The sequence below is a fragment of the Brucella sp. BE17 genome, assembly GCF_039545455.1.
Classification (GTDB): domain Bacteria; phylum Pseudomonadota; class Alphaproteobacteria; order Rhizobiales; family Rhizobiaceae; genus Brucella.
Genome location: NZ_CP154467.1, coordinates 581902 through 603700 on the forward strand (window position 1 = coordinate 581902; position 21799 = coordinate 603700).

The window sequence follows — 21799 nt, forward strand, 5'->3', positions numbered from 1 at the left end:
TGTGCATCCGTGCGATGAGAGGCCGCTTTCTCTGGACTTCGTTCAAGCATTCCCTGAAACTGATCCGGGAGCGGCAAGAGTCGCTCCTCTCGTCGTCATCCTGAATGACGATGTTCTTCTGGTGATATTTTTGCCAGTTTGGTTTGGTACGTGATCGGGGTCGATAAAATGAGTGATGCAGCAAGCGCAGGGCTATCGACGTCAGTTGTTGTGACGACGCCCCGCTTTGTACATCTGCGTGCGCACTCCGCCTATTCCCTGCTCGAAGGCGCCTTGCAGGTCGGAAAAATCATCAAGCAGGCCGTTGCCGATGAAGCACCAGCCATTGCGATTACCGACACCAACAATCTTTTCGGCGCGCTCGAATTCGCGCAAAAAGCTTCCAAGGAAGGGTTGCAACCGATTATCGGCTGTCAGCTGGATGTTGGTTTTGGCGACCATAGCGACAATGGCCGCAGTGCCAATCGCAGGCTGGCACTCGACCTCGCCCCTATGGTGCTGCTTGCAGCAACGGAAGAAGGCTACGCCAATATCGTGCGGCTGGTTAGTCGCGCCTATCTTGATACACCTGCGGGCGATCCCGTGCATATCGAGGCGAATTGGCTTGCAGAGCTCTCCAGAGATGTGATCCTTTTAACGGGCGGACCGCTTGGTCCCTTAGGCCGCTCTTTCACTGCCGACCGCCCGGACAGGGCGCGGGCGCGTCTTACGTATCTGAAGGAGTATTTCGGCGACCGTCTCTATGTCGAATTGCAGCGCCAGTCCGGTTATGATCGGGGGCTTGAGGCAAAAACCATCGCAGCCGCCTATGATCTGCAATTGCCGCTGGTTGCCACCAATGAAGCCTTTTTCTTGCAATCGGAGGATTTTGAGGCTCATGACGCGCTTCTGGCCATTGCCGAGGGGCAAATTCTGTCCAATGACAATCGCCGCCGCCTGACGCCTGATCATTATCTGAAAAGCCGCGCGGAGATGGCCAAGCTTTTTGCAGACTTGCCCGAAGCACTCGAAAACACTGTGGAGATTGCGCTGCGCTGCCATTGGTACACGCAAACGCGCAAACCGATCCTGCCGCGTTTCACAGGCGAATCGGACGACCCGGAAGCAGCCGTTGCCGCCGAAGCGAGCGAACTGGCGCGGCAGGCCCGCGAAGGCCTTAGAATGCGTCTGGATACCGTCGGTCTCGCCGATGGTTACACCGAGCAACACTATGCCGAGCGTCTCGAATATGAGATCGGTATCATAACCCGCATGAAGTTTCCGGGTTATTTTTTGATCGTTGCCGACTTCATCAAATGGGCCAAAGCCCATGACATTCCGGTCGGGCCGGGGCGCGGTTCGGGTGCCGGTTCGCTGGTGGCCTATGCGCTCACCATTACCGATGTCGATCCGTTGCGCTTCTCACTGCTGTTCGAGCGCTTCCTCAATCCCGATCGCGTATCGATGCCCGACTTCGATATCGACTTCTGTCAGGACCGCCGCGAAGAGGTGATCCGCTACGTGCAGGAGAAATACGGGCGCGAGCAGGTGGCGCAGATCATCACCTTCGGTACGTTGCAGGCACGTGCTGTGCTGCGTGATGTCGGTCGCGTGCTTGAAATGCCGTATGGGCAGGTGGACCGGCTGTGCAAGCTGGTGCCGCAGAACCCGGCTAATCCGGTATCGCTGGCTCAGGCCATTGATACCGAACCCAAAATTGTCGAGGAACGCGACAAGGAGCCGGTGGTCGGACGTCTGCTTGACATGGCACTGAAGCTCGAAGGCCTGTACCGCCACGCCTCGACCCATGCGGCCGGTATCGTGATTGGTGACCGTCCGCTCTCGGAACTGGTGCCGATGTATCGCGATCCGCGTTCCGACATGCCGGTCACCCAGTTCAACATGAAATGGGTCGAGCAGGCGGGGCTGGTCAAGTTCGACTTTCTGGGCCTGAAAACGCTGACGGTTCTGGACACGGCAGTTAAGCTCGTCGCCCGCAAGGGCATCAAGGTTGATCTTTCGCATCTGCCGCTTGATGACGAACCGACGTATGAGATGCTCTCGCGCGGCGAAACGGTCGGCGTGTTCCAGGTGGAAAGTGCCGGTATGCGCAAGGCGCTGCTTGGCATGCGTCCCGACCGGATCGAGGATATTATCGCACTTGTGGCGCTTTATCGTCCCGGTCCCATGGAAAACATTCCGACCTATAATGCGCGTAAGAACGGCGAAGAGGAAATTGCTTCCGTTCACCCAAAAATCGATCATCTGATCAAGGAAACGCAGGGCGTTATCGTTTATCAGGAACAGGTGATGCAGATCGCGCAGGAGCTTTCGGGCTATTCGCTCGGTGAAGCCGATCTCTTGCGCCGTGCCATGGGTAAGAAAATTCGTGCCGAAATGGACCAGCAGCGCGTGCGTTTCGTCGATGGTGCGCTTGAAAACGGCCTCGACAAGGCGCAGGCGAATATGATTTTCGACCTGCTTGCCAAGTTTGCCGATTACGGTTTCAACAAATCGCACGCGGCAGCCTACGCCATCGTTTCCTACCAGACCGCCTATATGAAGGCGCATTATCCGGTCGAGTTTCTGGCCGCCTCGATGACCTATGATATGTCGAATACAGACAAGCTCAATGATTTCCGCCGCGAGGCCAATCGTCTGGGCATCGAGGTGGTGCCGCCTTCGGTCATGACCTCCTTCCGCCCGTTTGAGGTGGGTGAAAAGCAGATTTTCTATTCGCTCGCAGCCATCAAAGGCGTGGGTGAGGCGGCAGTCGATCACATTGCCGATGTGCGTGCGCAAAAGCCCTATGAAAGCCTTGAGGATTTTTGCGAGCGCGTTGATCCTAGGATCGTCAATCGCCGGGTGCTCGAAAGCCTGATTAATGCCGGTGCCATGGATTGTTTCGGGCGTGAGCGTCCGGCCATGAGTGCGGGCATGGATCGCATCATGGGCTTTTCCCAGCGCACCCAGGAAAACGCGGCAAGCGGCCAGTCGGATATTTTTGGCCTTTCGGGCGCACCGAAGGAAACACTAATTCTGCCGCAGGCCGCTCCCTGGTTGCCATCGGAAATGCTGCATCGCGAATTTCAGGCGGTCGGCTTTTATCTTTCCGCCCATCCACTCGATGAATATCGCTCCGTGCTCGATCGAATGCGCGTTCAAAGCTGGGCCGATTTTTCTGCAGCCGTCAAACGCGGCGCCAATGCGGGGCGTCTCGCAGGCACGGTGACAGCGCGGCAGGAACGCAAGACGCGCACCGGCAACAAGATGGGCATCGTGCAGTTTTCTGACGCGAGCGGTCAGTTCGAGGGCGTGCTGTTCTCGGAAGGTCTGGCGCAATATCGCGATCTTTTGGAAAGCGGCAAGTCGGTGGTCATCACGGTTCAGGCCGAAGATCGCCCGGAAGGGATCGGCCTGCGTATCCAGACGGTACAATCGCTGGAGGACGAAGCCTGCCGTATGCAGAAGGCACTCAGGCTTTATCTGCGCTCAGCCGAAGCCGTTCGTCATATTGCCCCGCATTTCAACACGCGCGGCGATGGTCAGGTGAGCCTGATCGTCATCAAGGAAAATGGCCAGCGCGAAGTGGAGATCGAACTGCCGCATCGCTATCGCGTCAGCCCGCAGATCGCCAGTGCCATGAAAGCTATTCCGGGCGTGATCGATGTCGAGCTTGTTTAAGTGGGCTAAGCCAGACAATATCTGTGCCGTTTCGCTATGTTCGACTGAAAAGGCCTGTTTATTCGTATCTGATCCGCAGTTTTAAGGCTTTAATAGGGGGCAAGACATGCTCTTGGGTAGTAAAACTGTGTTATTTACACCCATTCCCAGCAAAATGGGCTGAACGAAGGAGTCGTCCAGCCCTCTGCATTATTAATAAGCGGCGGTGAAACGTGCGCGAATATGCTTGTTCTGCTCGGCTTCATCCACAATGGCGACCGCCAGATCGGCAGCGGAAATAATGCTTTCGCCCTTGTCATCAAACACCGGTTCATCGGTGCCAAGGCGGTATTTTCCCGTGCGTTCGCCCGGTTGCAGCGTGATGGCGGGGGACACGAATGTCCATTCAAGTCCGTCTTCGTTACGCAGTTCTTCAAGCGCTTGACGTGCACCAAGCGCACCTTCTTTCCACTCTGCTGGAAATTCAGGTGAATCAACAAGTTGCTGTCCGTTTATCGATAGGCTACCGGCACCGCCAACCGCTATCACGCGCTTGATGCCTGCCTTTTTGGCGGCTTCATTGATGGAACGGCTGCCCTTGATGTGGTTCTCGCGAATATTGCTGTCGCCCCAGCCCGGATTGAATGCGGAAATGACCAGATCATGCCCGGTAATCTGCCTTGCCAGCGCTTCAGCATCGAAAACATCCGCTTTTTCTGCCGTGACATTCGTAGCGTTCTCGACATTCTCCGGATGACGCACAAGCGCTGTAACACTGTGTCCGCGAGACGACGCCTCTTTCAATATTTCCGTTCCGACAAAGCCGGTTGCGCCGATCAATGCGATTTTAGCCATGATGTTTCCTTTCTAGCGTTGGGTGTATTTCATAACAAGGTTACTTATGATAACCATATAGCGCAGGACCGAATGTTCGTGAAGAACGCACTTTGACATGAGCAGAGCACTTCAAAGTAACTGTCGTAGAAATAGCTAGAGCATAATGCGATCGTCGTGAAACGAGCATCGATTAGATTATGATATGAATACAAGGAGTTGAGGTGTGCCGGTCTTATTCAAACAGATCGAATACGCTCCAGAAAAACAATGACTATATCCACGCTTCCATGCGCTGAAACGCCCTTGCTTTCCTCTACCCCGGCATTTGAAGAGGACGGAAATGGTTCTTGTCCGATACGGGATGTGCTCGATCGGGTGGGAGACACCTGGAGCATATTGGTTGTCTTCAATCTGCAAGGTGGACCTAAGCGTTTCAATGCATTACGTCGAGAAATTGAAGGTATATCTCAGCGTATGTTGACAGTTACCTTGCGTTCCCTTGAGCGTGATGGTCTGGTTTCACGCCATGTCCGGCCCGTATCGCCGCCGGAAGTGGAATATGCGCTAACCGATATTGGCCATTCGCTGGCAGGTCCAATTAATAGTCTCGGGCAGTGGGCAGTCGTCAATCGTGCCGCATTGAGCACGGCGCGTTCACAGTTTGATCGCGAACGGGAATAGCCCGGAACGACTCTTTGAACATTGCGTTTTCTAATTAGAATCGCAAATTTTCAGGAGGATGCCATGCCCGCTAAATCGCAAGCCCAGCAAAAGGCAGCAGGCGCTGCCTTAGCAGCCAAGCGCGGCGACACGAAAGTCAAGGACCTCGTAGGCGCGTCAAAGGAGATGTATGAATCCATGTCCGAAAAGCAGCTGGAAGAGTTTGCAGAGACGAAGCACAAGGGCCTGCCAGAAAAGAAAAGCTCCTGATTTGGTGTCAGGAGCTTGAATGTTTTTTATTGTGCGTCCTTTGTTTTGACGAACTCAATCGCTGTGAGCTTTCCGTCTGTAATGCCACAACGCAGATTGATACCATCCCATTGATAGCCGGTCGCCTTAATACGCGCTTCGCCTGGCACTGTCAGAATCGATGAGACCTTGCGCGGATCTTCGTCGCTGAATTTCGCGGCTTTCTGGCTGGTTTGTGCCGCCGCCAAGTCATCCTTGGTAAAGCCGAGCTGATCGTATTTCTTGTCTTTTTTGACGAAATCATAAGCCGCAGCAACGCAATCCGCCACTTGCGGTGAAGCCTGCTGATCTTTGATCAATGTTTGATAATTGCCAGTAAAATCCTTTGAGCGAGTGGGAATCTTGGCTGCATTGGCTGCGGCTGTAAAGCCAAGTGCGACAGTGGTGGTTAGTATAAATTTAATCAACTTCATGCCCGAATCCTTTTGAAATGCCCTCCATTTTATCAGGAAGGCATCAAATTGAAATACGGATAAGCTTAGAGCGTTAATCTGTATTTATTTATGAGTATCGTGTGGTTACGATGATTATTGACACAGACGGGTGAGACAGGTTTTCCCATGACAGCCCTGATCCAGATGCATGTTTGTCTTGTGTGCGGCATCGCCATCCGGTCCGATCACGGTCATGAACATTTTGCAGCTTGCGCCATGAACTGCCCGCCAGAAGGCTTTTTCCTTGTCTGAACCCTGCCATCCGCTTTCAAGCTGTGTTTGGCTTCCATCGGACAAGGTGAAAGACATGATGTCGAGCGCATTCGCGAATGCGTGTTCGGAAACCCGCCCCCTTGAAGCGCCGTTGACCTTGCGGCACTTATAGTCTGAACCGGTGCCGATTTCGCTGATCTTGATGTCTTTTCCATATACGTCGCGGACAGCCTTGTTGACCTCGATACTCCATTGCGCCAGCGTCACGGCCATGGCGCAATTTGTCGTAACCGGATTCGTGAATTTTAATGGCTGCTCCTTGCCGATTGCGCTTAGCAATAAAGGGGAATGAACACCGCATTGCGCGTCATCGTTGATGGGGGGCAGCAGCTTTCCCTCGACTTCGCCTGCAATCAGGGCTGGACAAGCCACCTGATAGACGCGCTCGTCCTTTGCAGATTTTTCGGCCTGTTTGTTGTCGGCAGGCTTATCATCTGACTTCTCTGGGGCGTTTACCCGTGGTTCAGTGTTCTGCCTTGCCGGTTTTTCCTCAGGCTTGACCGGAACCGGGTCAGTCTTGTCGTCTGCCGGTTGCACTGGTGCTGGTTGATCAGGTTTCTGCTCGGGAACCGGAATTGGGACGGCCACAGACTGTGAAGAAGGGGACGCAGAAGAAGCTGCGGGCTTGGACTGTATCTTGCTTTTGCTTCGTTTCTGTTCTGTGCGTCTGGTTTGCTTTTTTCCAGAGGCCTGCTTTTTGCGAGCCTGTGCTTTTTGCGCATCGCGTTTAAGAATGTTTTCGATGAATGTTTGGGCTTTTGCCGGGGCCGCCCCCAGGCCCAATGCATGGACAGGCATAAGAAAACCAAGCCCTAGAATGGCGGCGATGACCGTTTTGCTGAAGGGCAGGAAAAATCTGGCCATGCACACCTCGTTGAAAGTAAGTCGTGACAGTTGCAGGAGCATAATGACCGGATGCGGGGCCGTGTTCCTTCACGCTTGATGGCAAAATGTTGCAAACGGGTGTGTAAGTACGCAAACTGTACGTATGTCGGGGCTTTCTGGCGGTTCTAACTTGACAATAGCACATGCGCATGACTAAAAGCCGCCATCGCTGGTGCTGTGATGGTGCCGGCGTTTCATTTGACGTGTCCCGTGGATGAGGATCGCACTTGCGCACTTCATCCTGTCAGTCCTCGAAAACCGAGGGCAGAGGAGGGCGCGTTTCCTGTATGCGCCACATGGCGCTAATAATTTTAAAGGAAATGCGATGAGCAAGCGCGAATCTGCAAAATACAAGATCGACCGCCGTCTCGGCGAAAACATCTGGGGCCGCCCAAAATCCCCGGTCAACCGTCGTGAATATGGCCCCGGCCAGCACGGCCAGCGCCGCAAGGGCAAGCTGTCGGATTTCGGCGTACAGCTGCGTGCCAAGCAGAAGCTCAAGGGTTTCTACGGCGATATCTCCGAAAAGCAGTTCCGCAAGACCTATGACGAAGCCGCTCGCCGTAAGGGTGACACCGGTGAAAATCTGATCGGTCTGTTGGAATCGCGTCTGGACGCTGTCGTTTATCGCGCAAAGTTCGTTCCGACGATCTTCGCCGCTCGTCAGTTCATCAACCACGGCCACGTCAATGTGAACGGCCGTCGCGTCAACATCCAGTCCTACCGCCTGAAGGCCGGTGACGTTGTTGAAGTGCGCGAAAAGTCCAAGCAGCTCGTGATCGTTCTTGAAGCCGTTCAGCTCGCAGAACGTGACGTTCCTGATTACGTCGAAGTCGACCACAACAAGATGGTTGCGACCTATGGTCGTGTTCCGACCCTTTCTGACGTGCCTTATGCCGTTCAGATGGAACCGAACCTCGTGGTCGAATTCTACTCGCGTTAATTTTTCACCTTCGGGCGAATTAAAGCAAAGAAATGGCCGTCCATGGTTTCCCCATGGACGGCTTTTCTGTATGAAACAGAAAACTCATTTGTTCCGGGAAGCATCATGCCAGCTTTCGATCAAGACATTGCCGCAGATGGTGGCGACGGTTGCCATCCGCTTTTCCGCGACGTGCCTACAACGGTTGAATTCAACAAGCTGCGCAAGCGGCTTTTGCGGCTCACACGACAGGCGCTTGATGATTTTGCCATGGTGAAGCCCGGTGAGCGCTGGATGGTTTGTCTTTCAGGCGGCAAAGATTCCTATGGCCTGCTAGCGCTGCTGCTCGATCTTAAATGGCGCGGGCTTTTGCCTGTAGAGCTTCTGGCCGTCAATCTGGATCAGGGCCAGCCGAATTTCCCAAAGCATATCCTGCCGGAATTCCTCAATCGCTATGGCATCGAACACCGTATCGAATATCAGGATACCTATTCAATCGTCACAGAAAAACTGCCAGAAAATAGCACCTATTGTTCGCTATGCTCACGTCTGCGCCGCGGCAATCTTTACCGCATTGCACGTGAAGAAGGCTGTTCGGCGGTGGTTCTTGGCCATCATCGCGAAGACATTCTCGAAACTTTTTTCATGAACCTGTTTCATGGCGGGCGGCTAGCCGCCATGCCGCCCAAGCTTGTCAATGATGAGGGTGATCTGATGCTGTTCCGTCCGCTTGCCTATGCGGCGGAAGAGGATATGGAAAAATTCGCGACTGCCATGCAATTCCCGATTATTCCCTGCGATCTTTGCGGCAGTCAGGAAGGCCTGCAGCGCAATGCGATGAAGGCCATGCTGGCGGATATTGAAAAGCGCATGCCAGGACGCAAGGATACGATGATCCGTGCTATGACCAATGTGCGCCCGAGCCATCTGCTCGACCGAAAACTGTTCGACTTTGCGGGGCTTACCATTTCTGGTGACGAGGATATTGCAATTGCGGTTTGATGAAACGGAAATAGGGCATTTGGCCGATTTGCTTGCCGACGCCGCACGCACCGAAATCATGCCGCGCTTTCGCAGGCTCGATGTGTCCGATATTAGGCAAAAAACCTCGCCCGCCGATCTGGTAACTGAAGCCGATATCAGTGCGGAACTTTTTTTGACCGCACAGTTACGAGAGCTTTATCCTGATGCGCTGATCGTGGGCGAGGAAGCCTGTTCGGACAATCCAGCGCTTCTGGACGGTCTTGGCACGGCCGATCTTGCCTTTACCCTCGATCCGGTGGATGGAACGTTTAATTTCGCATCCGGCGTGCCGCTGTTTGGCGTCATGCTGGCGGTGGTTGCAAAGGGTGAAACCATCGCCAGTATTATTCACGATCCTGTGGGCAGGGACTGGATCACGGCCGCCAAAGGCAGCGGTGCCTATATCCGTCACGCCGATGGGACGACAAAACGCGCGAGCGTGGCGCAGGCAGGCGATATTGAGCAGATGACCGGTTCGGTTTCATGGCAATATGTGGCCGAGCCTATGCGTTCGCGACTGGCCCGCAATCATACCAGGTTTTTATCGCAGATCGGCTATCGTTGTGCCGCGCATGAATATCGCATTCTGGCGACGGGTGGCGCGCATTTTGCACTCTATAACAAGCTGATGCCATGGGATCATTTGCCGGGTGCATTGATCCATCACGAGGCGGGTGGTTACAGCGCGCGCTGGGATGGTAGTGACTATCTACCGTCGCATGTCGGGGGCGGATTGTTGGCCGCACCCGACCGTGAAAGCTGGAAAGCCATTCATGCAGCACTCTGGGAAGCATGACAGAGCGCATTCCGAAAAGTTTGAAGCGGTCTTCGGATAAAATGCACGATCATTCAAATCATCAGATGACTGTTTCTGTCTGTGGGTTTTTGACCTGAAACAGGCGCCCGTTTTCGGCAATAAGCACACAGCCGAGCGCCAGGAAACCCAGCAAGCAATAGCCCATGGCCACCGGCGTGACCGTTCCGTCAAAAGCCTGACCGATCACCGCACCCAATGCAGCACCAATGACTGTTTGTGCAAAACCCAGCACGGAAGACGCTGTGCCTGCGACATCGCCCAGCGGTTCCATGGCCAGCGCATTGAAATTGGACGTAACAAGACTAAACGAGAACATGATCGTCATATAGATGGCCATCAGCAAGGCAAAGGGCATCGGACCTTCAATGACGAGGGAAAGAACCATCCATAAAAGGCTCATGGCTGTGAAGAGCAGCAACATTGCCTGTGAAATCCGACGCATGCCGTAACGTCCGACAAGACGGGAATTGAGGAACGAGGCAAGCGCCAGCGTCATGGCAACTGCGGCAAAAGCCAGCGGAAACCACTGCCCTAGTTTATAGATATCGACAAAAATCTGCTGGGCCGAATTGATGTAGCCAAACAAGGCACCGAGAATGAAAGATGTGCCAAGCATATAGAAAAGTGCGACGCGATTTGTCAGTACGATGACAAAACCGCCAGCGATGCTTTTGACCGTCAGTGGGCGACGATGGCTGACAGGCAGGGTTTCAGGCAGACGGATGAATGCCCAAAGGGCGACGATCAATGCCATCACGGCCATGGACAGGAATATCAGGTGCCATTCGCCAAACAGCATGATGAGCTGGCCTGTAGCGGGTGCAACGATGGGCATGATCATGAAAATCATCATCACCAGCGACATGACTTCGGCCATCTGACGGCCTGCAAACCTGTCTCGCACCACGGAAACCGCGATCACACGCGTTCCGGCAGCGCCCAGCCCTTGCAGGATGCGCAACACGATCAGTGTCGTAAAATCGGTCACGAAAGCGGCCGCAAGCGAGGCCAGAATATAGATCGCCAAGCCACTAAACAGTGGCACTCTGCGTCCAAACCGGTCACTGAGGGGACCATAAAAAAGCTGGGAGACGCCAAAGCCCAGCAGATAGGCGGTGATGACGAATTGCGCATGATTTTCCGACTGAATGCCAAGGCTTGCACCAATCTGAGGCAGGCCAGGCAGCATGATGTCGACGGCAAGCGCGTTGATCGCCATAATGGCGGCAATCAGGATAATGAATTCGCCGCGCCCGTGCATGGATGTTTTCTGATCGGATGATCCGTTCTTGATATCGAGGGGCATGGCTATATCCTTGGCATAAAAGCGTATCGCATCGCAATGATGCGTTACGGTGGGCAATTTTAAAAAGCAGTTTTTTGACCGGTCCGTGTTCTGGTTATCGAATGTGCAGAAAAACGTAAAAGGCGCCAAAACGGCGCCTTTTAGAAAAAAAGTTGAGGCAAAAGCCGGTTCTGAGGTAATTAAACCTCAGGCAGCTTTGGTAGCAATACCTTTGTCGGTAAAAAGACTTTGTAATTCTTTTGACTGGAACATTTCGCGAATGATGTCGCAGCCGCCGACAAACTCGCCCTTGACGTAAAGCTGCGGAATCGTCGGCCAGTTGGAATAGTCCTTGATGCCCTGACGCATATCGTCGGAAGCGAGCACGTTAACGCCCTTATAGTCCACACCGATATAATCGAGAATCTGCACGACCTGACCCGAAAAACCGCATTGCGGGAAACCCGGCGTGCCTTTCATGAAAAGCACGACGTCATTGGTCTTTACTTCATTGTCGATAAAATCATTGATGCCGGTCATTCTGGTTCCTTTCAGAGCATGTCCACCCGGATAGCGGCGCTTTCGCTTCGGATCATGCGTCAAATACGGTCGCCGGGTTTTGTTCCGGCGCAAATGGGAAGCTTATCCCAATATAATCATTTATTTTTGGCTCAACACCCTTTGCAGGCAAAAAGCAAATCAAATGGTTGGGAAGACGAGCTTCCCCGTCCATTCGCTACTCGGGGATGCTCGTTTGAAGTGCGAGGGCATGCAGTACGCCGCCCATATTGCCCTTCAAGGCATCATAAACCATCTGATGCTGCTGAACACGGGATTTGCCGCGAAAGCTTTCAGCAATAACTTCGGCAGCATAATGATCCCCGTCACCGGCAAGGTCGCGGATCGTCACCTTTGCGTCAGGAATCCCTTCGCGTATCAGCTTTTCGATCTCGTGTGCGTCCATAGCCATGTAGAATCTCCTGCCGTATACGGCTTTTTATCGTTGCGCCCGAAATGGTAGCGAAGCTTTCGGGCGCGTCAACCGTGATTTGCAGTTTCAGTTGCCTGCGGCGGTTTCGCCCTGCATGAAGCCGGGGAACCAGCCTTCATAGGCCTGTGTTAGGTCTGCTACGCTGACATCGACAATGTCGCCGAACGTCACGCGGTCGCCGCCCACGTTACCCAGAACTCGGAAAGGAACGCCTCCACCTTCTGCGTTGAGTGCAATGAGCTTCGCCATTTCAGGTGTTGCGGAGATGACGTAGCGCGCCTGATCTTCACCGAAAAGGATGGCGTGCGGCAAACCGTCGCCCACGTCAAGTGAGGCACCTTTACCCGACGTGATCGCCATTTCAGCAATGGCAATGGCCAGCCCGCCATCGGAAATGTCGTGGCACGCCGTTACCTGGGAATTGCGGATGACTGAACGAACAAATTCACCATTGCGCTTTTCAAACGCCAGATCGACTGTGGGCGCAGGGCCGTCGGCACGCTCAAACAGATCACGCAGATAGACCGATTGGCCGAGATGCGTGCCGTCGATGCCTAAAAGCAGCAGAACATCCCCGTCCTGCATGCCACCGATCTTAGCCATTTGCGACCAGTCCGGGATCAGGCCGACACCGGCAATGGTCGGGGTCGGCAGAATGCCCTCACCATTGGTCTCATTGTAAAGCGATACGTTACCCGAGACGATCGGGAAATCGAGCGCGCGGCAGGCTTCGCCAATGCCTTCAATGGCTTTCACAAGCTGGCCCATGATTTCCGGTTTTTCGGGATTGCCGAAATTGAGGTTGTCGGTGGAGGCCAGCGGTTCAGCTCCGGTCGCGGTAATATTGCGCCAGCATTCGGCAACAGCCTGCTTGCCGCCCTCATAAGGATCGGCCTCGCAATAGCGCGGCGTCACGTCAGACGAGAAGGCAAGCGCCTTGGTGTCGTGGCCCTCGACGCGGATGACACCGGCGTCTCCACCTGGAATTTGCAGCGAATTGCCCTGGATCAGCGTATCATATTGCTCATAGACCCAGCGGCGCGACGACAGATCGGGTGAGCCGATCAGTTTGAGAAGAGCTGCCGAATAATCATCGGCCTGCGGCACATTGGAGGCGGGAAGCGGCGCGTGCTTGCCCGGTTCCATCCATGGACGGTCATATTCGGGCGCTTCGTCGCCCAGTTCCTTGATCGGCAGATTGGCGACTTCCTCACCCTGATGGATAACGCGGAAACGCAAATCATCGGTGGTCTTGCCGACGATGGCAAAATCAAGACCCCATTTGCGGAAGATCGCTTCGGCTTCAGCCTCTTTTTCGGGTTCGAGAACCATGAGCATGCGCTCCTGGCTTTCCGAAAGCATCATTTCATAGGCGCTCATGTTTTCTTCGCGCACCGGCACGGAATCGAGGATCAGTTCAACGCCGAGATCGCCCTTGGCACCCATTTCAACAGCCGAACAGGTCAGGCCCGCAGCACCCATGTCCTGAATGGCAATAACGGCTCCTGAAGCCATCAGTTCAAGGCAGGCTTCGAGCAGGCATTTTTCGGTGAAAGGATCGCCGACCTGAACGGTCGGGCGCTTTTCTTCAATCGATTCGTCAAATTCTGCCGATGCCATGGTCGCACCGCCAACCCCGTCGCGGCCTGTCTTGGCACCGAGATAGACCACCGGCAGGCCGACGCCCTTGGCTTCCGACAAAAAGATGCCGTCATGCTTGGCCAGGCCAGCCGCGAAGGCATTGACCAGAATATTGCCATTATAACGCTTGTCGAAATTGACTTCGCCGCCAACGGTCGGCACACCAAAAGCATTGCCGTAACCGCCGACCCCGGCAACTACGCCTGAGACGAGGTGGCGGGTTTTGGGGTGATCCGGCTCGCCAAAACGCAGCGCATTCATGGCGGCAACCGGACGTGCGCCCATCGTGAAGACGTCGCGCAGAATGCCGCCGACGCCGGTACCGGCACCCTGATAGGGCTCAATGTAAGAGGGGTGGTTGTGGCTTTCCATCTTGAAGACGACGCAATCGCCATCCCCGATATCGACCACACCTGCGTTTTCGCCCGGACCCTGAATGACGCGTGGGCCGGTGGTGGGAAGGGTACGCAGCCATTTTTTCGAGGACTTATAGGAGCAATGCTCGTTCCACATCGCCGAGAAGATACCGAGTTCCGTAAAGCTCGGCTCACGCCCGATCAGCTCCAGGATGCGCTGATATTCATCGGGTTTCAGCCCGTGCGCTGCGATCAGTTCTGGCGTGATGTCTCGAGTATTGGAAATAGTCATGGAAAAGGGCGATCCCATTGCAGGCTGCGGCACCCGAAGTCCTTCTGCCGAAGGGCGAATGCCTCTAAGGTTTCAAGGGGTCTCTTTAGCCCAAGTCTTTTGCAAGTGCGACAGGAAAATACCAATTTCCCGGATCAATTGCTGCCTTCGTGACCAGCATGGCCGTTTTCGAGCAGGTGCCTGAGTGTGATAAAGCCGTTTTCGACCTTTTTACGGTCCGTGGGCGAAGAAAAGGCAATGCGCACCCGATGATAGGTCCGCTCGCCGCGCCCGGGCTTGAACTCGTCTTCATCATCGATCAGCAGTCCGTTTTCATAGGCTGCGGTCTTGAATGTGCCAGTCAGCCATGGTTCGGGCAGTTTGAGCCACAAAATGGGGACATGTGGCGAGGACACGAAATCATGGCCTGCAAAAATCGTGCGGGCGAGTTTTTCGCGCCATGCAATTTCTTCGGCGCATTGCGCACGCAAAGCTTCCGCCTGACCCGATAGCACCAGTTGCGCGGTGGTCTCGGCCAGAACAAAGGAAATGCCGCCGGTCATCAGCTTGTGGGTGACGTGAACCCGCTGCGCACAATGTGGCGGGCAGGCGACCCAGCCGCAGCGTAGGCCGGCACTGACCGCCTTGGAAAGGCTACCGGTCAAAAAAGTACGCTCCGGCGCGATATCCGCCATTTTTGGAATGCCGGACGGTGTCATGACTCCATAGGTGTCGTCCTCGATCAGCCAGACATTGTGACGGGCGGCGATCTCGGCAATCGCCTCACGGCGTTCAACGGGCATAACGGCGAGCGTGGGATTGTGGACGCTTGGCATCATGAAGGCCATGGTCGGGTGTTGCTGGTTGCAGATACGCTCGAATTCGTCGGGGATCATGCCCTGTTCGTCGCTCAACGCGATTGCGGTGCGTCGTCCGATCAGGCGTGCAGCACGGCTGATCTGCGTATAAGTGAGGTCTTCAAACACGATGCGGTCGCCGGGCGCGGTAAACGCGGAAATAACTGCCATTGCAGCGGCATGCGCCCCATTGGTGACGACGATTGTTTCGAGATCGATGGCTTCGTTTCTCGAGCCGCCTCCCATCTCCAACCATTGCCGCCCGGCTTCCAGCCAGTGCTGCGGAATATAGCGCGTATAATTTCCCACTTCGTGCGGATAATTATGCAGGATCGAGGTGAAAATAGGCCCAAGGATTGTGTGCTGTCCGATATCGGGTGCCGCTGTGGTGTCCAGACGTATCTTGTCGGGCGGCGCTTCCTGAAGCCGTGTTCCGGCAATGCCATCGCTGGAATAGGCGGGTGGCGCATTTTTGCGCATGTTTTGATCAAGCACATAAGTGCCGCGCCCGACTTCGCCGCTCACCAACCCTCTCTCGTAGGCAAGCGCATAAGCGCGGCCGATTGTGCCGATTGTCACCTTCAAGTCATAGGCGAGATTGCGCTGCGGCGGCAGTTTCTGACCTGCTGGCAAAGCGCCTGTTTCAATAGCCTCTTCAATTGCGTCGGCCAGTTGCAAATAAATCGGTCCGGATTTTCCGGTCAGGACGGGAAGCCAATTTGTCATGGTGACAAGTTATAAATTGTATCGATCAATTGTCAATGTATAGGATCAATTCAGTCAAACTCGGCCGAAAAACGTGCCGAAACAACTCTATTTGCATAAGGATAGAGCAGAATGTTCTATTTTAGACAGGAAATTGATACAATTGATACAATGCTGCCGCAGAAGCAGTCTACCATGACCGAAGTCTCGTCAAACCAAATCAGGCCAAGACGCGGCCCGTTGCGTCGATTGATCGATTGGTTGACGTGGCAAGCCGCAATACGGCGCAGCCGTCTTGCCTTATATGAATTGACCGACGAGCAATTGCGCGATGTGGGGCTAGGGCGCTGTGAAGCCGAGAAGGAAGCGCGCAAGGTGCGCTTCCACCTACGTTGAAAAGATCAGTCGCAGTCGTTCGTGCCCGATGCCCAGCGATTGACGTCGCTCATGATGCGGCCGCCATGGCTTTGCTGCATCATGGGGCCAAAAGTCTCGACACGCGCCGGGTTGCCCTCAGCTTGTACGACCAGCAACGGCCGCGATCCGGGATTACGCGCCGGAACCACCAGAATGCGCGGTCGACCGCTAAAAGAATTGAGTTCGGGTGCCAGTGAGTAGCCTTTGAAATCCTTGTCCTTGGACTTGAACCAGCAGCGATTGGCGGCAACCGCAATCCGCTCCATGGTCGGCAGCGCTCGCTTGCTAGGATCGGACAGGGAAGGCGCAGGTGTTGATTTGGGCATGCATGAAGCCACAAGCGCAAGCAGAGGCAGGGCAAAAACGGCAATGGTTTTATGAGACAAATGAGGCTCCGCTTGAGGCGATGAGAATTCTGACCGGCCAGAATTCAGGCAAGGTGGGGCATGAAGGATTTGAGCCCGTCGCTCATCTCGTTCCATATGCGTTCAAAAGCTGGATGTTGCGGCGCTTTTGCGGCATAGGCGTCAAATTTCGGAAAATCATCGAGTAAATCTGTGCGACCTGAAAGTTTCTTGAACGGCTCCATCAAAAAGCGCACCGGCAATAGCCACGCATCGGCAAAGGTCGGGGTGTTTCCCAGGGCGTAATCGTGCCTGTCCGAAAGACGTGATTCGACAAATTTCAATCCGGAAATCTGCTTTTCAAATAGTCTTTCAATGGTGGTCGTATCGCGGCCAGATTTGCTTAGAAGAATAAACAATCGCATTGTTTCCCGCAGTACATCTTCTTCCGCAATGCGGGCGAGCAGCCGGATCAGCGCGCGTTCGCGTGGGCTGCCGGGCAAAAGCGAGATTTCGGGAAAATGATCTTCCAGATATTCATTGATGACAACGGCCTCGAACAGCGTTTCGCCTGATGAGGTTATGAGAACCGGAATGCGCTTCAAGGGTGCGACTTCGCCAAAATCAGCAGGCGTGGGGTAGGGCTGGGCGATCGGTTTGAACGGCAGTTCCTTGACATAGAGGACACTGCGCACCGCAGCGCAATAAGGCGAAAGAGGCCGATTATAAAGCTGCATGGTGGTCGCTCCCTGATTAAACCCCGATTCGAATAGCGTCGAGGCTTTTAAAAACGAAGCTGCCATGAAACGGCATCGGGTACCAGCCGATTTTGTGATATAGAAAACGGCCCTCGTATCAAGATATGAGGGCCGTTCCTTTGTTCGTTCATGGGATAATCAGGCGGCGATCCCCAGTGCGCCCGCAAAGAGCGCCCGACCGTCAATGCCGCCATGGGCGGTTTCGATCAGGTTTTCGGGATGCGGCATCATGCCAAGCACATTGCCGCGTTGATTGACGATACCGGCGATGTCGTTGACCGATCCGTTCGGATTGGTGCCTTCGGCGTAACGAAACACCACCTGGCCTTCGCCTTCGATGCGCTTTAATGTTTCCACATCTGCAAAATAATTGCCGTCATGATGGGCCACCGGGCAGCGGATGATCTGGTTTTGGGCATAACCGCGGGTGAAGGCGGTATTGGCATTGGTGACTTCGAGCTTGACCTCGCGGCAGACGAATTTAAGCGATGCGTTGCGCATCAATGCGCCGGGCAGCAGGCCTGCTTCGACCAGAATCTGGAAGCCGTTGCACACGCCCATAACCATGACGCCCTTGTCAGCCTTTTCGCGCACGGCCTGCATCACCGGCATGCGTGCGGCAATCGCACCACAACGCAAATAGTCACCGTAGGAAAAGCCGCCCGGAATGAGGATCAGGTCGACATCGTCGGGGATCGACGTGTCGGTCTGCCATACGGTTACAGGCGGTTGGCCGGTAATCTTGGTCAGCGCTGCGATCATGTCGCGGTCGCGATTAAGGCCGGGAAGAAGAATGACGGCGGATTTCATGGCGTGTCCGTGTCCTTTTTAGCCAATGGCGATTGCGTAATCTTCGATCACCGTATTGGCGAGCAGCTTTTCACACATGGCCTTGATGTCGGCTTCGGCCTTGGCCTTGTCAGAACCTTCCAGTTCGAGATCAAAAACCTTGCCCTGTCGCGCGGAATTGACGCCGTCAAAACCGAGACTGCCGAGTGCGCCGACAATAGCCTTGCCCTGCGGGTCGAGAACGCCATTTTTCAAAGTAACGGTGACGCGTGCCTTGATCACTGTTTGTCATCCCTGTTTTGTGAATGCGAATAAAGCAGCCCGGAAATATTCCTCCGGGCTGTGTGATGCGTTTACTTGACCAGCTTCGGGCCTGTTGGGCGTGGCGTATCGTTCTCGTTCATGATGCCGAGACGGCGCGCCACTTCCTGATAGGCCTCAACCAATCCGCCCATATCGCGGCGGAAACGGTCCTTGTCGAGCTTGTCGTTGCTGGCGATATCCCACAAACGCGCCGAATCGGGCGAAATCTCGTCGGCCACGACAATACGCATCATGTCGCCCTCAAACAGGCGTCCGCATTCCATCTTGAAATCGACAAGCTGGATGCCGATGCCGAGGAACAAGCCGGTGAGGAAGTCGTTGACGCGAATGGCGAGTGCCATGATGTCGTCGATTTCCTGCGGGCTGGCCCAGCCGAAAGCCGTGATATGTTCTTCGGTGACCATTGGGTCATCAAGCGCATCGGCCTTGTAATAAAATTCGATGATCGAGCGCGGCAGCAATGTACCTTCCTCGATCCCAAGACGCTTGGAAAGCGATCCGGCGGCGACATTGCGCACCACGACTTCCAGCGGAATGATTTCCACTTCCTTGATCAGCTGCTCACGCATGTTGAGGCGGCGGATGAAGTGGGTGGGGATGCCGATGCGGTTCAGCTGCGTGAAGATGTGTTCGGAAATGCGGTTGTTGAGAACGCCCTTTCCGTCAATCACCTCATGCTTTTTCGCGTTGAATGCTGTTGCATCGTCCTTGAAGAACTGGACAAGTGTGCCGGGCTCAGGGCCTTCATAAAGAATCTTGGCCTTGCCCTCGTAAATACGGCGGCGACGGTTCATGGCTTTTCTCGGATTTCCAAACAGTGATGATCGGCATAGTGCCGTTATTCTCGCGGGCTACCTATAGCAATTAGGGCGCTTTAACAATCCTGCTTCGTGGCCTTTCCCCGTTTTTGGCCCCCGTCTGGAAGTTCGCGTGCGCAAGTTTATGCCGGAACTGCAAGAAAGTGATGCTTTGCCGAGGATTTGCCCTTGTATATTCTTGCGCCCCTTGCCAGCTTTAGGCGAGAGAAGCTGACAGAATCTCTTAGTAACGCCTTATCTCGGGAGCTTTATGAATGACCTCTGGCATGGATGATCGCCGCAACGCTTTTGAAAAGAAATTCGCACTGGATGCGGAATTGCGCTTCAAGGCTGAAGCCCGTCGCAACAAGCTCCTTGGTCTGTGGGCCGCGGAACTTCTTGGCAAGCACGATGCAGATGCCGACGCATATGCCCGGGACGTCGTTGCAGCCGATTTCGAGGAAGCGGGCGACGATGACGTTTTCCGTAAAGTGCGCGGTGATTTCGACGCAGCCAATGTGAATGTGGCCGACACCGTCATTCGCGAAAAGATGCTGGCTCTGCTTGAGGAAGCAATCAGTCAGGTCTCAAAGGACTGACAAAACCGGGGGGAAGGTGAAGAGCTTTCCGCCCCGTTTTATTTCTGCGTTTGGCTGATTGGAGGATGCTCATGTCGAAGCCCGTGTTAAAATCTGCGTCACTGTCTTCGCGCCTGCGTGCCGGAGAAACAGTTCTTTCGGCATGGTCGTCCCTTCCGGAGCCTCTCACGATCGAAATCTTGGCTCATAGTGCGTTTGATGCCGTGACGATCGACATGCAGCATGGTGGTCATGACGAGGCGAGTGTCCTTCGCAGTGTCGGGCTCGTGCTTAATGCCGGTAAGCCACCTGTGGTGCGTGTCCCGGTAGGACGCTTCGATATGGCGAGCCGCGCGCTGGATTTCGGCGCTCAGGCCGTGATCGCCCCGATGATCAACTCCGTCGAAGATGCGCGCAAATTTGCAGCGGCCATGAAATATCCGCCCGTTGGCGAGCGCTCATGGGGCGTATTCCGTCCCAATGCCGATTATGGCACACCGGGCTCCAACGATTATCTGACGGGCGCCAATCACGACACGTTGGCATTTGCGATGATCGAGACGCGCGACGCTTACGATGCGCTGGATGCTATTCTGGACGTGCGCGGCATTGATGGCGTGTTTGTCGGCCCCGCCGACTTTTCGATTGCATGGAGCAACGGCCGCGAAGCAAATCCGCATTCCGAGGCCATTCTCGAGCCTGTCAGCACGATTGCGCGCAAGGCTGCGGCTGCGGGTAAGATTGCCGGTATTTATTCACCCACGCCGGAATTCGCCAAGCGCTACATTCCGCTTGGCTTTCAGTTCCTGACGCTTGGAAGTGATCGTGGTTATATCAGCCTTGCCGCGCAAACCCTGGTCAATGCCGTACGCGACTGATGTGTGCTGCCCGCGATATCCATAAATCCGTCGCCATTTGTATAGATGAATTGAGCTCAAGCGCAGCCGGTTTCGGCTCAAGGCAAATGCACGACCGACGGGTGGATATATGGTGAAAAAAACTGGCCGCCGCGCCTTGCTGATTGTAAATCCCAACGCCCGAAACGGACAGGGTTTTGGCGGTGCGATGCAAAAAGTTCTCGAAGAGGGTAGTCTTAGCTTATCCCCGCATCAACCCGCAAAAGACGAAACGATTTCCGATGTGATCATGCGCGAACGCGATCATGATCTGGTTATCATCGGCGGTGGAGATGGATCGCTCAATGCTGCGGCCAGAGGACTTGCAGAAACGGGTCTGCCGCTCGCAATCCTGCCTCTCGGGACAGCCAATGATTTTGCCCGCACGGTTGGAATTCCTGCAGATCCGGTGGAAGCTGCACAGCAATTATTGACCTATAAGGCGCATGAAATTGATCTCGGTGAGGTCAATGGTCACCTTTATTTCAATGTTGCCAGCATCGGTTTTAGCGCGGAGCTGGCGAGCGAACTCAGCGGAGCTGCCAAGAAAAAATGGGGCAAGTTTGGTTACGCTCTCGTTGCTGCCCGCCTTCTGATGCGCTCGGAACTTTTTACCGCATATCTTGAACATGATGGTCTCACAGAGAATATCCGTACATTGCAGGTATCGGTCGGCAACGGCAAATTCTATGGCGGCGGCATGGTGGTTGAGCAGAATGCCGCGATCGATGATGGAAAACTCGATTTTTACAGTCTTGAAGTGGATCACTGGTGGCATCTGTTGCGCCTGCTGCCGAGCCTTCGCCGCGGCACGCAATCGCAATGGCAGGATGTACGTGCCTTTCCCGTAAAAGAGGTGATCATTCGCACCAAAAAACCACGAGCCGTCAACACCGATGGCGAGTTAACGACGTGGACACCGGCGCATTTCAAACTGCATCGGCGAGCGATCAAGGTTTATATGCCAGGCGGATAACCAATAACCGGA

23 protein-coding genes are annotated in these 21799 nt (G+C 54.6%); 10 read left to right on the forward strand and 13 right to left on the reverse strand.

The genetic code is table 11. The features are described from left to right. Window positions 1-168 precede the first annotated feature (168 nt). Window positions 169-3663, forward strand: a complete 3495-nt coding sequence (gene dnaE, locus AAIB41_RS02850) for a DNA polymerase III subunit alpha (RefSeq protein WP_343314100.1) — start codon at window positions 169-171, stop codon at window positions 3661-3663. 192 nt (window positions 3664-3855) lie between these two features. Here dnaE and AAIB41_RS02855 read toward each other — a convergent pair whose 3' ends face one another. Beyond that, a complete protein-coding gene (locus AAIB41_RS02855) occupies window positions 3856-4497 on the reverse strand; it encodes an NAD(P)-dependent oxidoreductase (protein ID WP_343314101.1) in 642 nt (213 codons plus the stop codon). Window positions 4498-4746: 249 nt separating this feature from the next. Between AAIB41_RS02855 and AAIB41_RS02860 the strand changes: the two genes are divergently transcribed. After that, window positions 4747-5160 (forward strand): helix-turn-helix domain-containing protein, encoded by a 414-nt coding sequence (locus AAIB41_RS02860; RefSeq protein ID WP_343314102.1) that lies wholly within the window; start codon window positions 4747-4749, stop codon window positions 5158-5160. 63 nt (window positions 5161-5223) lie between these two features. Beyond that, window positions 5224-5409 carry a DUF3008 family protein gene (locus tag AAIB41_RS02865; protein WP_343314103.1) on the forward strand — a complete coding sequence of 62 codons (186 nt, stop codon included), beginning with the start codon at window positions 5224-5226 and terminating at the stop codon, window positions 5407-5409. 26 nt (window positions 5410-5435) lie between these two features. Here the strand turns inward: AAIB41_RS02865 and AAIB41_RS02870 are convergent, their stop codons facing one another. Both AAIB41_RS02870 and AAIB41_RS02875 read right to left on the reverse strand, forming a co-directional pair. After that, window positions 5436-5861, reverse strand: coding sequence for a hypothetical protein (locus AAIB41_RS02870; protein ID WP_343314104.1), 426 nt, complete (start codon window positions 5859-5861; stop codon window positions 5436-5438). 114 nt (window positions 5862-5975) lie between these two features. Then, window positions 5976-6953 (reverse strand): extensin family protein, encoded by a 978-nt coding sequence (locus AAIB41_RS02875; protein WP_343314790.1) that lies wholly within the window; start codon window positions 6951-6953, stop codon window positions 5976-5978. A gap of 412 nt (window positions 6954-7365) precedes the next feature. Here AAIB41_RS02875 and rpsD point away from each other — a divergent pair, with 412 nt between their 5' ends. From rpsD to AAIB41_RS02890, 3 genes are all read left to right on the forward strand, one after another. Next, on the forward strand, window positions 7366-7983 hold the full coding sequence (gene rpsD / locus AAIB41_RS02880) for a 30S ribosomal protein S4 (RefSeq protein WP_343314105.1): 618 nt from the start codon (window positions 7366-7368) through the stop codon (window positions 7981-7983). A gap of 105 nt (window positions 7984-8088) precedes the next feature. Further along, window positions 8089-8964, forward strand: a complete 876-nt coding sequence (gene ttcA, locus AAIB41_RS02885; RefSeq protein ID WP_343314106.1) for a tRNA 2-thiocytidine(32) synthetase TtcA — start codon at window positions 8089-8091, stop codon at window positions 8962-8964. Further along, window positions 8954-9781 carry an inositol monophosphatase family protein gene (locus tag AAIB41_RS02890; RefSeq protein WP_343314107.1) on the forward strand — a complete coding sequence of 276 codons (828 nt, stop codon included), beginning with the start codon at window positions 8954-8956 and terminating at the stop codon, window positions 9779-9781. Before ttcA ends, AAIB41_RS02890 begins: the two co-directional genes overlap by 11 nt. Before the next feature lie 61 nt (window positions 9782-9842). Here AAIB41_RS02890 and AAIB41_RS02895 read toward each other — a convergent pair whose 3' ends face one another. The 5 genes from AAIB41_RS02895 to AAIB41_RS02915 form a co-directional block, all read right to left on the reverse strand. After that, a complete protein-coding gene (locus AAIB41_RS02895; protein ID WP_343314108.1) occupies window positions 9843-11108 on the reverse strand; it encodes a multidrug effflux MFS transporter in 1266 nt (421 codons plus the stop codon). Window positions 11109-11294: 186 nt separating this feature from the next. After that, window positions 11295-11627, reverse strand: coding sequence for a Grx4 family monothiol glutaredoxin (grxD, locus tag AAIB41_RS02900; RefSeq protein WP_343314109.1), 333 nt, complete (start codon window positions 11625-11627; stop codon window positions 11295-11297). Window positions 11628-11823: 196 nt separating this feature from the next. Then, on the reverse strand, window positions 11824-12057 hold the full coding sequence (locus AAIB41_RS02905; protein ID WP_343314110.1) for a BolA family transcriptional regulator: 234 nt from the start codon (window positions 12055-12057) through the stop codon (window positions 11824-11826). An 87-nt stretch (window positions 12058-12144) separates the two neighbouring features. Further along, window positions 12145-14367, reverse strand: a complete 2223-nt coding sequence (purL, locus tag AAIB41_RS02910; protein WP_343314111.1) for a phosphoribosylformylglycinamidine synthase subunit PurL — start codon at window positions 14365-14367, stop codon at window positions 12145-12147. Between the two features lie 134 nt (window positions 14368-14501). Then, complete coding sequence (locus tag AAIB41_RS02915) at window positions 14502-15929, reverse strand: PLP-dependent aminotransferase family protein (RefSeq protein WP_343314112.1); 1428 nt, start codon at window positions 15927-15929, stop codon at window positions 14502-14504. Window positions 15930-16040: 111 nt separating this feature from the next. On the opposite strand from AAIB41_RS02915, the gene AAIB41_RS02920 reads away from it, so the two are divergent. Then, window positions 16041-16304, forward strand: a complete 264-nt coding sequence (locus AAIB41_RS02920; RefSeq protein WP_343314113.1) for a DUF1127 domain-containing protein — start codon at window positions 16041-16043, stop codon at window positions 16302-16304. A gap of 5 nt (window positions 16305-16309) precedes the next feature. On the opposite strand, the gene AAIB41_RS02925 is transcribed toward AAIB41_RS02920, so the two are convergent. From AAIB41_RS02925 to purC, 5 genes are all read right to left on the reverse strand, one after another. Next, on the reverse strand, window positions 16310-16711 hold the full coding sequence (locus tag AAIB41_RS02925; protein WP_343314114.1) for a hypothetical protein: 402 nt from the start codon (window positions 16709-16711) through the stop codon (window positions 16310-16312). A 44-nt stretch (window positions 16712-16755) separates the two neighbouring features. Further along, window positions 16756-17406 carry a glutathione S-transferase family protein gene (locus AAIB41_RS02930; RefSeq protein WP_343314115.1) on the reverse strand — a complete coding sequence of 217 codons (651 nt, stop codon included), beginning with the start codon at window positions 17404-17406 and terminating at the stop codon, window positions 16756-16758. A gap of 159 nt (window positions 17407-17565) precedes the next feature. Further along, window positions 17566-18237, reverse strand: coding sequence for a phosphoribosylformylglycinamidine synthase subunit PurQ (purQ, locus tag AAIB41_RS02935; protein ID WP_343314116.1), 672 nt, complete (start codon window positions 18235-18237; stop codon window positions 17566-17568). A gap of 18 nt (window positions 18238-18255) precedes the next feature. Continuing rightward, window positions 18256-18498 carry a phosphoribosylformylglycinamidine synthase subunit PurS gene (purS, locus tag AAIB41_RS02940; RefSeq protein WP_343314117.1) on the reverse strand — a complete coding sequence of 81 codons (243 nt, stop codon included), beginning with the start codon at window positions 18496-18498 and terminating at the stop codon, window positions 18256-18258. A 71-nt stretch (window positions 18499-18569) separates the two neighbouring features. Beyond that, window positions 18570-19334 (reverse strand): phosphoribosylaminoimidazolesuccinocarboxamide synthase, encoded by a 765-nt coding sequence (gene purC, locus AAIB41_RS02945; RefSeq protein ID WP_343314118.1) that lies wholly within the window; start codon window positions 19332-19334, stop codon window positions 18570-18572. 278 nt (window positions 19335-19612) lie between these two features. Here purC and AAIB41_RS02950 point away from each other — a divergent pair, with 278 nt between their 5' ends. The 3 genes from AAIB41_RS02950 (at window position 19613) to AAIB41_RS02960 (ending at window position 21787) form a co-directional block, all read left to right on the forward strand. Then, complete coding sequence (locus AAIB41_RS02950; protein WP_343314119.1) at window positions 19613-19936, forward strand: DUF1476 domain-containing protein; 324 nt, start codon at window positions 19613-19615, stop codon at window positions 19934-19936. Between the two features lie 71 nt (window positions 19937-20007). Next, window positions 20008-20793 (forward strand): HpcH/HpaI aldolase/citrate lyase family protein, encoded by a 786-nt coding sequence (locus tag AAIB41_RS02955; RefSeq protein ID WP_343314120.1) that lies wholly within the window; start codon window positions 20008-20010, stop codon window positions 20791-20793. Window positions 20794-20902: 109 nt separating this feature from the next. After that, window positions 20903-21787, forward strand: a complete 885-nt coding sequence (locus tag AAIB41_RS02960; RefSeq protein WP_343314121.1) for a lipid kinase — start codon at window positions 20903-20905, stop codon at window positions 21785-21787. The last annotated feature ends 12 nt before the right edge of the window (window positions 21788-21799 follow it).